This window comes from Acinetobacter sp. 10FS3-1, assembly GCF_013343215.1.
In the GTDB taxonomy this organism is placed as follows: Bacteria; Pseudomonadota; Gammaproteobacteria; order Pseudomonadales; family Moraxellaceae; genus Acinetobacter; species Acinetobacter lwoffii_C.
On record NZ_CP039145.1, the window covers coordinates 13,461 to 25,832 of the forward strand.

8 protein-coding genes and 1 pseudogene are annotated in these 12,372 nt (G+C 41.2%); 3 read left to right on the top strand and 6 right to left on the bottom strand.

Features of this window, described 5'->3' with window-relative positions:
• Nucleotides 1-96 precede the first annotated feature (96 nt).
• A complete protein-coding gene (locus tag E5Y90_RS15990; RefSeq protein WP_174660649.1) occupies nucleotides 97-663 on the bottom strand; it encodes a recombinase family protein in 567 nt (188 codons plus the stop codon).
• Nucleotides 664-929: 266 nt separating this feature from the next.
• Nucleotides 930-1,862 carry an IS5-like element IS17 family transposase gene (locus tag E5Y90_RS15995; protein WP_174660650.1) on the bottom strand — a complete coding sequence of 311 codons (933 nt, stop codon included), beginning with the start codon at nucleotides 1,860-1,862 and terminating at the stop codon, nucleotides 930-932.
• A gap of 353 nt (nucleotides 1,863-2,215) precedes the next feature.
• Here E5Y90_RS15995 and E5Y90_RS16000 point away from each other — a divergent pair, with 353 nt between their 5' ends.
• The 3 genes from E5Y90_RS16000 to E5Y90_RS16010 are packed head-to-tail and all read left to right on the top strand — an operon-like array spanning nucleotide 2,216 to nucleotide 6,354.
• Nucleotides 2,216-3,610, top strand: a complete 1,395-nt coding sequence (locus tag E5Y90_RS16000; RefSeq protein ID WP_005400066.1) for a GntP family permease — start codon at nucleotides 2,216-2,218, stop codon at nucleotides 3,608-3,610.
• A 37-nt stretch (nucleotides 3,611-3,647) separates the two neighbouring features.
• The gene (locus tag E5Y90_RS16005) at nucleotides 3,648-4,805 is read left to right on the top strand and encodes an iron-containing alcohol dehydrogenase (RefSeq protein WP_171542491.1); all 1,158 of its coding nucleotides are present in this window, start codon (nucleotides 3,648-3,650) and stop codon (nucleotides 4,803-4,805) included.
• Between the two features lie 52 nt (nucleotides 4,806-4,857).
• Complete coding sequence (locus E5Y90_RS16010; protein ID WP_174660651.1) at nucleotides 4,858-6,354, top strand: CoA-acylating methylmalonate-semialdehyde dehydrogenase; 1,497 nt, start codon at nucleotides 4,858-4,860, stop codon at nucleotides 6,352-6,354.
• A gap of 46 nt (nucleotides 6,355-6,400) precedes the next feature.
• Here E5Y90_RS16010 and E5Y90_RS16015 read toward each other — a convergent pair whose 3' ends face one another.
• From E5Y90_RS16015 to pglZ, 4 genes and pseudogenes are all read right to left on the bottom strand, one after another.
• Entirely contained in the window at nucleotides 6,401-7,153 is a 753-nt protein-coding gene (locus tag E5Y90_RS16015) for an IclR family transcriptional regulator (RefSeq protein ID WP_174660652.1), read from the bottom strand.
• A gap of 174 nt (nucleotides 7,154-7,327) precedes the next feature.
• Nucleotides 7,328-7,543, bottom strand: a pseudogene (locus E5Y90_RS16020) (LysR family transcriptional regulator); the annotation flags it as partial.
• Nucleotides 7,544-7,662: 119 nt separating this feature from the next.
• Nucleotides 7,663-9,702: a protease Lon-related BREX system protein BrxL gene (gene brxL / locus E5Y90_RS16025; protein ID WP_174660653.1), complete on the bottom strand. Its 2,040-nt coding sequence runs from the start codon at nucleotides 9,700-9,702 to the stop codon at nucleotides 7,663-7,665.
• 29 nt (nucleotides 9,703-9,731) lie between these two features.
• Nucleotides 9,732-12,356 carry a BREX-1 system phosphatase PglZ type A gene (gene pglZ, locus E5Y90_RS16030; RefSeq protein ID WP_174660654.1) on the bottom strand — a complete coding sequence of 875 codons (2,625 nt, stop codon included), beginning with the start codon at nucleotides 12,354-12,356 and terminating at the stop codon, nucleotides 9,732-9,734.
• Between the last annotated feature and the right edge of the window lie 16 nt (nucleotides 12,357-12,372).

Consider the following 12,372-nt stretch of genomic DNA (forward strand, 5'->3'; position numbering starts at 1 on the left):
TAAGGGTAACTTTAGAGTTTTGATTGCTTTCTATACTACTGGAGTTTCATTTTAATTGGCTAATGACTAAAGCTTATTAACGCCGGTTCTAACAATTTAGTCTACGAATTTTAAATACCGGTAAACAGCCTGTCGGCTGATACCAAATGCTTGTGCCAGATCAACTTTGGATGAATACTTTCCTTCTTCCCAAGCTTGTCGTAAAGCTTTGGCCTGATCGGGATTCAATTTATGGATGCGTCCTTTATATTTCCCTTGAGCTGCTGCGAGCTTAATCCCTTCTTTCTGACGTTCTAAAATAATTTCTCTCTCAAACTGAGCAAAAGCTCCCATCAACTGCAACATCAAGTTATCCATCGGAGTGGCCTGGGCTGTGAAAGTAATATTCTCTTTCACAAAGTGAATGGCAACCCCTCTCTTTACTAGCTGATCAACCTCAGTAACCAAATCTTTCAGGCTCCGAGCAAAACGATCCATGGAGTGAACAACAATCATGTCACCTTCACGAACATAGCTCAGCATTTCCTGAAATTTAGGACGGGCAGTATTTTTTCCAGATGCCTTATCAACAAAAACCCGGTCGACCTCGATCCCCTCAAGTTGACGTCCAATATTTTGATCAACAGAGCTAACTCTGACATATCCGACCTTGTGACCTTTCATATTGTCCTCGACTAGACACTTATTTCCACTTATTGTAATTAATAAATTTAATATTTAAAAGTTACATGTAACGTATGGACAAATTTTATTTAAATGAGACACAAATTCTTAGGGTTTTCGATTGTTACTTTAGGGTATACCCTATAAATACAATTATTTTATAAAAAAGCCTAGTCAATTATCTACTAGGCTTTAAGTTAAATCGGAAAGTATGGGCTTTGTTGCACAAAGATTTGAAATGCAAAGCGCCCCTAATTGAGCCAAATTTAAGGCGTAACCTGGGTAAGTGGTCGACCTAATTCCGTAAATCTGTTGAGGACTGCTACACGTGCATGAATTTCATTCACCTGACTAGGAAAGCTTCTTGCCATTAATTTATCGCCTAATAATTTGATGCAATGCATCTTAGTTTCCACCAAACTGCGGCGATGATAGCCTGACCATTTTTTCCATAATGTCCTGCCTAAACGTTTAACTGTTCGAAGTAATTCATTTCGCTCTAGCGAGCTACTCTTTGTATCTTTCCATGGTTTCGCATTTTTTCTAGGTGGAATCACCGCATGTGCTTGCCGATCTGCAATGACCTGACGGCATTGCTTGGTGTCATAAGCTCCATCGGTATAAACAGAGTCAATCTGCTCATCTCGTGGAATCTGATTAAGTAAATCACCAAGCACCTGTGAATCACTGACATTATTGGTTGTGAGCTGAATAGCGCGTATTTGTAGGGTTTTGGCATCTATACCAATATGTAGTTTACGCCATTGGCGACGATATTCAGCTCCATGTTTCTTGCGTTTCCATTCGCCCTCACCTAGAAACTTCATGCCTGTAGAGTCTACGAGTAGATGCAGCCCATCGCTACTTTTTTGGTAGCTGATTGCAATATCAATATGCTTTTGTCTTCTACAAAGCGTACTGTAATCTGGTGCGGTCCAATTTAATCCGCAAAGTTTAATCAGACTTTGCACAAAGCCAGTGACCATACGTAAAGATAGACGGAATAAGGATTTAATCATTAAGCAGCATTGGATAGCTGCGTCGGAGTAGGTTTGATTTCGCCCTTGTTTGCCTTTTGATGGAGCATACCATTGCGTAGCAGGATCAAACCAAATGGCAATATTTCCGCGACTCATGAGTGCTCGGTTATATGCGGGCCAATTGGTTGTGCGGTAGATTTTGTGTGTAGGCTTCTTCATTTGAAAATTATATCGCTGAAAAAGCCTTTACAGATAGGTTTGTGCAACAAAGCCCTTATTGATTAAAAATATCGTAGTAAGCCAAATGATTTTTAACCAAAACTATCTTGAATATTAAAAAAATTAGTTAAGTCATGAATTAATTAATAATTTATAAGTTTATGAAATTATTATTATTTTAATATGTAGAGCATGCAAATATCCTTCTTAAGAACTCTCAGAATCATTAATTTATACAACTAAGGTCTAGAATTTAAATTTTATATTGACTTGGTTTAGATTAAATTATATACATTAATAATGATACGAAACGTATCATTATACGAAGAATATAAGAATGGGATGTATAAAAAATGGTAGGACTAATTGGAATAGTCTTGTCCCTAATACTGCTGATGTATCTGGCATATAAAGGATTTAGCGTAATTGTTCTAGCTCCACTGCTTGCACTGTTTGCTGTTGCTTGGAGTGGATTGAGTAATGAATTACTTGGATTTTATTCTCAAATTTTTATGACCGGCTTAGGCGGGTACATAATTAAATATTTCCCACTTTTTTTGCTAGGTGCAATATTTGGGAAGCTAATGGATGACTCTGGCTCTGCACGAACTATTGCCAATTTTTTCGTCGAAAAATTAGGGCATAAAAGAGCTATGCTTTCGATTGTGCTCTCATGTGCAATTTTAACTTATGGTGGTGTATCACTATTTGTTGTTGGTTTTGCAGTTTTCCCGATAGCATCAGCACTATTCAAAAAACTTGGAATTCCGAAAAGATTAATTCCAGCTGCAATTATGTTGGGTGCTTTAACTTTTACAATGACAGCATTACCCGGAACGCCTGCAATTCAAAATGCAATTCCAATGCCGTTTTTTAATACTGATTTATACGCTGCACCTGGCTTAGGAGTTTTATCCTCTATCTTTATTATAATTACAGGAATGTGGTGGTTAAATAAGCGTATTGCCAAAGCAGATTCTCTAAAAGAAGGTTATGGCAATCATGTTGAAATCCATAGCAATGACGGTGCATTGACCACTTCGGGTCCAAGCCTTACCATTGCTTTTGCTCCCATTTTAGTAGTAATAATTACTAACTTGGTTCTTACTAAAATAATCTTACCTTCACTCGATACAGCATATTTAGCAACTGATAAATTCGGTAATGTTTCATTAAACTCAGTTGTAGGGCTTTGGGCAATTATTTGTGCTCTGGTCTTAGCATGTTTAACTATCATTATTTTAAATTGGAAAGCGATCGTAAATATTAAAGACTCAATACAACAAGGGGTCTCATCTTCGTTCTTACCTATTTTTAATACAGCATCAGAAGTTGGTTATGGTTCAGTTATAGCATCATTGGCTGGCTTCATTATTCTACGTGATTTCTTAGTTGGTATTGCACCAGACAATCCTCTTATCTCTGAAGCTATTGTTATTAATGTACTGGCTGGGATTACAGGCTCAGCATCAGGCGGCTTAAGTATTGCTTTAAATACTATGGGGGAAACCTATAAAAATTTAGCAATAGACAATGGTATTTCATTAGAACTTATGCACAGAGTAGCTTCTATGGCATCTGGTGCCTTAGATTCGCTTCCCCATAATGGTGCAGTAATTACCATCATTACATTATGTGGATTAACGCATAAACAATCTTATTACGACATGTTTATTGTCGCTGTTGTAATTCCACTCATTGCTTTAGCAGGGGTAATTACCCTCGGAACTATGTTCGGATCATTCTAGAAAGCTAATTACTTCAATAATTTATGGTGAATTTAAAATGTCTCATTCAATTAACCTTCCACGAATCATGCAAGTCGGGAAAAATGCTAGAAGTCATCTTCCTGAGATTTTGAATAGCTTAGGAGCGAAAAGACCATTAATCATTACTGATAAAATGATGGTTTCACTGGGATATATTGATCAGATTCAAAATTTACTTAAGGCAGAAAACATCGAGAGTGACTATTTTGATGAAACGATTCCTGAGCCGACTTCAGCTTCAATTGAAGCTGGAGTGAATCATGTCAAAACGCACCAATATGATGCCATTATTGCAGTAGGTGGTGGAAGCCCTATCGACAGTGCTAAGGCTATCAGTATTTTAAGTAAGTTTGGGGGAGAGATAAGAGATTATAAATTTCCCAGACAGGTCAACGAGATCGGACTGCCAATTATTGCAATCCCCACTACAGCGGGAACAGGTTCTGAATGTACCCGTTTTACAATCATTACTGATGATAAGACCAGTGAAAAAATGCTTTGTGCCGGGCTTGGATTCTTACCCATTGCAGCAATTATCGACTATGAGTTAACGATGTCTTTACCTGCTAGAACTACGGCAGATACTGGAATTGATGCACTAACACATGCAATTGAAGCATATGTTAGTAAAAAAGCAAGTCCATATAGTGATGCTCAAGCAATTGCAGCGATGAAACTAATCGGACCTAACTTACAAATTGCTTATCATGAGCCGGGTAATGAATCTGCACGTGAAAAGATGATGCTTGGTTCCACATTTGCAGGCATTGCATTTTCAAATGCTTCTGTTGCATTGGTTCATGGGATGAGTCGACCGATTGGTGCTTTTTTCCATGTACCTCATGGCCTATCGAATGCAATGTTACTTCCTATGATTACTGAGTTTTCAATACAAGCTGCACCTGAACGTTATGCAGACTGTGCAAAAGCAATGGGTGTTGCACATATTGATGATTCACATGAAGTCGCAAATCAAAAGCTAGTACAAGCATTGGCTGAAATTAATAAAGATTTAAAAGTTCCAACTCTGGCTGAGTTCGGGGTGGATAGAAAATATTTTGATGAAGTTGTACAAACAATGGCTGAGCAGGCACTAGCATCTGGCTCTCCATCTAATAACCCAATAATTCCTACAATTGCTGAAATGATTTCGCTCTATAAGCAATTGTGGTAATGCATTTTTCAATTAGCTTTAATTATTTTTTATATAAAGAGGACAGATTCACATGGAATTGATCGGACATTTTATTAACGGCGTATTGAATACCAATCATACAAGAACGCAGCCTGTTTACAATCCATCAACAGGTGAACAAAGTAAAGAAGTAGGGCTAGCAGGTAAAGCAACCGTTGAAGAAGCTATTTCTGCTGCCGAAGCTGCTTTTCCTGAATGGCGTAATACTCCTGTCATTAAACGCGCCCGCGTCATGTTTAAATTCAAAGAACTGCTTGAGGAAAATGCTGAAAAAATTTGCAAACTTATTGGCGAAGAACACGGAAAAATTGTGCATGATGCTGCCGGTGAATTACAGCGTGGTATTGAAAATGTTGAGTATGCTTGCAGTGCCCCTGAATTTTTAAAAGGTGAATTCAGTAAAAACGTAGGTCCAAGTATCGATTCATGGAGTGAGTTCCAGCCTTTAGGTGTCGTTGCAGGTATTACTCCATTTAATTTCCCAGTCATGGTTCCACTTTGGATGTTCCCGATGGCAATTGTTTGTGGAAATACTTTTGTTCTTAAACCATCTGAGCGTGATCCATCATCAACTTTGTATATTGCACAATTACTGAAAGAAGCTGGTCTACCTGATGGCGTACTAAATGTTGTAAATGGAGATAAAGAGGCTGTTGATACCTTACTTTTAGATTCTCGAGTACAGGCTATAAGCTTCGTTGGCTCGACACCGATAGCTGAATATATTTATAAGACAGCAACTGCTACTGGGAAAAGATGCCAAGCACTTGGCGGTGCAAAAAACCATGCGATTGTTATGCCTGATGCTGATATTGATAATGTAGTAAGCTCTTTATTAGGTGCTGCTTTTGGTTCATCAGGTGAGCGTTGTATGGCTCTTTCAGTCGCTGTTGCCGTAGGTGATGATGTTGCTGATTTGATGATTTCTAAGCTCTCTGAAGCTATGGCATCGTTAAAATATGGGGCATATTCAGAAAAAGAAAATGATTTCGGTCCTGTGATTACAGCCCAGCATAAAGCTAAAGTTGTGGGTTATATCAACAGTGCAGAAGAGCAAGGTGCAACGATTGTTGTTGATGGTCGAGATGCAGCTCCAGTTGGTTACGAAAAGGGATTCTATGTGGGAGCCACGCTAATCGATCAAGTGACTCCTGAAATGACTAGTTATAAAGAAGAAATTTTCGGTCCTGTACTACAGGTTATACGTGTAAAAACCATGCAAGAAGCTATGAATCTGATTGATGATCATGAATACGGCAATGGTACTTGTATTTATACACGTGATGGGGAAGCAGCTCGTTACTTCAGTGACAATATTAAGGTCGGAATGGTAGGAATTAATATCCCATTGCCAGTCCCTGTGGCTTATCATAGTTTTGGTGGCTGGAAGCGCTCATTATTTGGTGATTTAAATGCTTATGGTCCAGATGGTGCACGTTTTTACACCCGTCGTAAAACGATTACACAACGTTGGCCAACCGCTAATGTTCGTGAGGGTGCTCAATTCTCAATGCCAACGCTGAACTAATGTTTTTATGCTGAACAAAAAGCAAGTCATCATGACTTGCTTTTTTTTAATCAATATTAATCAATTTACTTAAATCGTTCGCAGCCTGACGTAGTATCGATTCAAAACTTAATAAATCATCAAGAGATTTTCGTATCGTTGGGGCATGGACATATAAGCATGCAATGATTGTATCTCCCTTGTGGATGGGAACAGAGCATGCGACCATTCCTGAAATAAACTCTTCATTATCAGTTCCAAGTTTATTTAAGAAAATATGATTCAAATTTTCTTCAAGCATCACAGGATCAGTAATAGTATTTTTAGTAAGCTGTGTAATAGGAAGGTGTTCTATTATATTTTTTCTTCGACTTTCCGGTTGAAAACTTAAAAAAAGTTTTCCACTAGACGTACACCATAATGGTACGGTAGATCCAATAGGTAAGTACACTTGTAATGGCCAATTTGCTTGTACTCGATCTATATAAAGCATTTGATTATTATTAAGGATGGCAATTCCACAAGTTTCATTAGTTTGATCTGATAGTTTTTGCAGAATTGCTAGTCTTTCTATTTTTTTAGGTTCTTGCTCCCAAGCGCTCATTAGCAACTTGTAAGTCCTATCACCTACAATATAACCACCGTAAATATCTAATTTAATGAATTTTTCTTGCTCCAAAGTTTGAAGTAAACGATGGATACTTGGTTTTGGAATATCTAGCTCAATAGAAAGGTCCAAAGGTGTAGGAGGATGCTTTGCGGTTGAGATAGCCTCAATAATATCTAAAACTCTGGTAATTGATGAGCCTTTCTTATTCATATCGAAAACCTAGTATAATCAAGTGCATATGCAGGAAAAACCTAAAATAATTAGTTCTACGAAAATTAGAGATAAAGTATAAGTTTCTTTACTAGAAGAATTTTAAGTCCATAGTCATCATTAAGTCATGAGAGTTATAATATTATTATCATTAAATAAATAGCTATAGAATAACTATATTCCTAAAACCACCTGATAAGGTTTAAACCCTTCTAATACAGCATCCGAAACCAATTGAATAAAAGCTTCAGTTTTTCCGTAAGCCATCCACTGATCAAGAGCTTCATAATAAGCCAAACGATTTTCAACTGTGATGACACAAGGTGGATAACCAGCTTTAATCAATTCGAGGTTCATCAATAGACGTGATGTACGGCCATTGCTAGGTAATCCCCCCCTAAAATACTAGCTCTTTAAAAGAGGCAGTATTATGCTTTTACAACATGGTGTTTAACTTGAGAAACTGAATTTAAAACAATCTACTGTAACTCTTCCAGACAGATATGAAATTAATCCACCCCTAGCCCCTTAAACACAGCATCTACCGGATCTGCATAGAAGCTGGTCTGGAACTTGGTAAACAGTTCCACAGGAATCGTTGGGATATCTGCCGCACTACTCATTGGCAAAGCAACCTTCTTGGCACCCGCATCAAAAGCAACTTGCAGACATTCGGCAATACTTTCCACCGGTGTCACAGAACCACCCAAGCTCATATCACCCAGTACCACCATCTGACTTTGAACCGATCGTCCTAAGAGGCCAGAAGCGAAAGCCACTAAACTTGGCAGAGCAAGATGGCTGAGCGGGCCGGTATTCTGTAATTCCACCACATGTAAATGGAAATCATGTTCCAGCACCTTACTCCCCCCCGAGATCCGGGATGCATTGGCTTTGAAGTAATCAAAAGCAATCTTGACCTGTTCTTTGGCACTACTTGAATTCCATAAGCCAGATGTCGCCAATTTTCCTGAACCTTTAGTGACTTGCAGTTCTAAGCGGTATAAGCCTGGCATGCCCTTATTACTGAGGCCAATGGTATACAGGAAGCCTGGTTTAGCAGGACCTTCGGGAATAAGTCCACCTCCACCCTGCTCTTTTACCGAAACAAAATGCTCTTCTAGAGTGTCATTGTCGATATAGCTAAAATGCACATCATAGAATTCCATCCCTCCAATTTTCTTCAGCTGTTCTTTGACCCGACGGCGCACCTGCAGTGCATATTCCAGGCATTGCCGTACATCTTCTTTATTAAACTGACCGTGTGGGTAAAGCAGCTTCATCAATCCAGAAACCGTCTTGCGAACGGCGATCACATCACGCTGATTCAGGTTATTCCCTAGCTTGAAGTACTTCTCAATGGCATCCGCAAAACTGCGCTTGCGCATTTCCCGGAAGAATTCAGCCAGATAATCAACAATCAGGCCATAACGGTTGGTAAAGAATTCCGGGCGCATTTTCGGAATTTCCCAACCTGGGATATAGGCATGAAAGCGATCAAAGAATGCTGAATCGATCATAGCTTCAGGAAACGGAGCCAATAAGTGGCTAGTCTTCACCAAAGATTCAACACTTTGGTTAATATTACCCACAAAAACCATTGAAGCAGAGGCTTCCATCTGTTCACGACCACGGGCAAAAGATCCTGAGGCCATGTAGTCTTTCATGATCTGTACGCCATCTTTGTCCTTAAAGGAAATACCGGCAACTTCATCAAAGGCTACCACATCCCACAACCCCACCAGACCAATACGGCGGCTACTCATGTTATAGAACAGATTGGCGACAGTCGTTTGTCCACCGGAGACTAAAATACTGTTCGGTGAACACTCTTTGTAAATATGGCTTTTACCGGTACCGCGTGGTCCCAGTTCACAGACGTTATAGTTATTTTCAACGAACGGAACCATACGCGCTAATATGTGCCATTGCACGTCCTCTTTTAACGAAGCCGGTTCCATGCCGATCGAACGGATTAAACTCTCGCGCCACTGATCAGTGCTTAATGCTGCTCTGCCACTGAAGAGTTCATCCATATTCATATTCGGCATTTGAATCGGCTTGAGTAAACTCACCCCAAATGGAGAACTGGTCTGTCCTTCTTCAAAATAATAACTGAGCGTAGCAATGACCCAGATACCACCAACAAGTAATTTTTCATACTCTTTGACGATGCCTGCCGAGATTTCGGCATCTTTGATGCCCAGATTACTAAATGATGCTTCGTATTTGTCTTTACGCTCATTCAGCTTTACAGTCACCCGATCAATGACCTTATAACTGCCACGTTCACGGACCAGGGATTTCACCTTCTCAGCTTCATCAGGTCGTACATAGTTCTCTGCCAGTACGGTCTTTACGTTACGTAGTCCCTGTTCAATGATCTCTGGATCATCCGAGGCACAGTACATCCCCAGCAGGTATTCGAGTACATAGACCGGGACATTGGCCCCTTCTTTGATCAGTTTAGTCAGATCCTTACGTACCACCCGCCCAGCAAAGTGTTCATTCAGCAGCTGATCCAGTTCTTTATCGTTAGCAGATTCCATGTAGGCTACGCTCTATCGTTAATTCGTTATCAGAAGAAGTCATCGGTAAATGCCAGATCAATGGTGACCTTATAGCGCTGCATTTCGATATTCAGGTCTTTGTCCTTCAGTACCAGGAAGTAATCTTTCTTACGGTCAAAATCAGTACCGGACAATGACAGCCTGACCTGTTTTACCCGTTCCGCAACAGAGTCGGTACTGCTATCAAAGGTCAGAGTTTCTTCACTGGAAACTTTGACATCCCCATCATAAATGGCAATCGATAGGGTTACTGGCATAACCAGCTCACTGACAGCTTCGGTTTGCATCAAATCAAACTTCTGGATGTTATTGACCATCTTCAGCGTGGATTTAGTAGAAATGACCTCAACTTTACGCTTGGTCCGCTGTCCAGCCTTTTCACCACGTAGCTGTTTTACCGTCAGTACCGGCACCACAATTTCCTGAGGCATGATGCCACCATGCACGAAACGTGAGCCTCCTACAAAATGGAAACGGTTCGCCCCTTTTGGAATCCAAAAATCAGTCGCAGATAATGTGCCTGCCGTAGCTTGGGTTGAGCCTTTCCAGGCTTCCTTACTCTCTGGCAAACCATGCCCAATCACATAGCGTTTCTTGCTCTTCAATGCATTGGTCGGTTTTTCAGTCAAGCTTGAACGATCCGCAGATTCCAGTTTACTTTGCTGGAACAAGAAGCCATGGTCGGCTGTAATCAACAGGGTGGAAATATTGAAGTGCATTAAAATTTTACGGCTGAGTTCAGTCAGCTCTTCAATAGCATGTTCCACCGCCATAAAGGTCTCAGATTCTGTAGAGGCACTGTCTCCCCGAGCATCAATCACGTTGTGATAAACGTAAATCAGATCATGGTCTTTGAGTGCTTCACGGCCTTCATCACGCGACCAGCCTTTTACCGTTTCAGCGGTTACTGCCAATCCATTATAGGCAGCCAGAATTTTGGATCGTGCAGCAGTTCCTTTGCTGGACTGTCCATCTACTAAAACATCATCCCCTGCGGCCTCTTTGTACTCCAAAGTCTGATGCGGCAACAACGAAGCCATGCCAAGTGTGGTGTAACTTGGGACAACGCCCAGCTGTGAAGACAAGGTCGCTTCGGAATAACGCTTTTCATTGATACGATCGCGCAGCTCTACCGCAGCTTCATAGCGGAAAGCATCACTGATGATCACCACAATACGGCGTTTCGTTGCAGAATTGAGTAAGGGTCTGACGTGAGTATCGTAGAAGTTCTGCTGATTTGGGATATCTGCCACTTTCCAGACATTCAAGCGTTGCTCAGCTTCTACACGCTCGCCCCAGTTGCGTGCCAAGTGGTCAATAAACCAGTAGGAATAGCAATTTTCGACTTCTTCATCGAGTTTTTTCAGGATATCGACATGAGCGCGTTGAGAAGCAGCACTGTAGTGGCGATAGGCCAGATCAAAGCGATACAACTCCTGCTCGTAGGCTTTATACAAGGCTTCACTGGAGTCGAAATAGAACCCAGAATCAAACTGCAGTCGCAGACTGAACAGCTCAATCGCTGCCTGCAACGCTGTATAGACAGTGCGGTATTTACGGCGGGTTGCATCATCCTTATGTTTGGAAGCCCAATAGCCATCCAGACGGGTAGAAATAATCGTTCTGAAATGTTCCAGTTCAGCTTTGGTTGCTGCAGGGATATGACTGGCCAGATCGACAATGATCTTTTGTTCAATCACTTCAAAGGTCATGACATCGAGCAGCTGCTCCAGATCAAAGGCCCCGACCTTCTCCTGAATCCGCAGTGCATTCGCCACGGTCTGGGAAAGCGTATCGAAGGTTGGGTAATATTTAGAACTGTCTCTCCAGCGCGACAAAAAGGCTCTAGCCGTCGCACGTGAACTGACAGATGACATCACCAGTTCTTGAGCCCATAGCGGTATATCGCCTAGGCTTTCACAGAAACCCGTGGTCATTAAACGGATAAAAAACGTACCGAGCTTGAATGATGCTTCCCCATTCAATTCTTCAACCGATGCTGGATAACCAATTTCCGCCTGTAATGCGGTGACTAAAGCTGGCACCAGTTGGAATTTTTCCAGTTCAGCAAAGGAGTCTGGATTCACTTCCAGAGCCAGGTTCTGCTGTACCATTTCATCTGCCAACGCCAGGACAATATGCATCAGCTCGGCACTGTCGGCCTTGACCACAGCTGCAATCATGGCCATGTCCAGATCCTGGGCATCGGCCTCAGGCTGGATATAGCGTCTTAACGCGCTCAGACGGGCTTTGGCTTTAAGGAATTCTTCACGTTTGGCCAGATGTTCTCTTAGACTCTGCTGCTGTAAACCCAGCTCATTGAAGATAATCGAGAAACGATCGGCATAGAAGCTGCGTGAATACAGCTTGATGTCCAGTAACCAGTCTTTTTCGGTTTCAGGCTCAGGGCTAGGGAAATACAGCAAGTATTTACCCTGCTGATCTTGCAGTTCCAGTTTGAGCTTGATCGCCAGACTCGACTCTTCTGCCATATTCAGAATCTGGACATCCCCCAGATTTAAAGCTTTTACTTCTTCGCTGAAGGACTGTTCCGCATCGTACCAGAAGACAATCCGGTGCTGTTCAATATAAAAGGCTTGTTCCAGACCTTGTTGTAGTTGACTTAAATTCATGCAACGACCTCATCAA

What these genes read in the sequence shown, in the direction of transcription:
- E5Y90_RS16010 (WP_174660651.1), top strand. Translation starts at nt 4,858, where the DNA reads ATGGAATTGATCGGACATTTTATTAACGGCGTATTGAATACCAATCAT.
- E5Y90_RS16005 (WP_171542491.1), top strand. Translation starts at nt 3,648, where the DNA reads ATGTCTCATTCAATTAACCTTCCACGAATCATGCAAGTCGGGAAAAAT.
- E5Y90_RS15995 (WP_174660650.1), bottom strand. Translation starts at nt 1,862, where the DNA reads ATGAAGAAGCCTACACACAAAATCTACCGCACAACCAATTGGCCCGCA.
- brxL (WP_174660653.1), bottom strand. Translation starts at nt 9,702, where the DNA reads ATGGAATCTGCTAACGATAAAGAACTGGATCAGCTGCTGAATGAACAC.
- E5Y90_RS16015 (WP_174660652.1), bottom strand. Translation starts at nt 7,153, where the DNA reads ATGAATAAGAAAGGCTCATCAATTACCAGAGTTTTAGATATTATTGAG.
- pglZ (WP_174660654.1), bottom strand. Translation starts at nt 12,356, where the DNA reads ATGAATTTAAGTCAACTACAACAAGGTCTGGAACAAGCCTTTTATATT.
- E5Y90_RS15990 (WP_174660649.1), bottom strand. Translation starts at nt 663, where the DNA reads ATGAAAGGTCACAAGGTCGGATATGTCAGAGTTAGCTCTGTTGATCAA.
- E5Y90_RS16000 (WP_005400066.1), top strand. Translation starts at nt 2,216, where the DNA reads ATGGTAGGACTAATTGGAATAGTCTTGTCCCTAATACTGCTGATGTAT.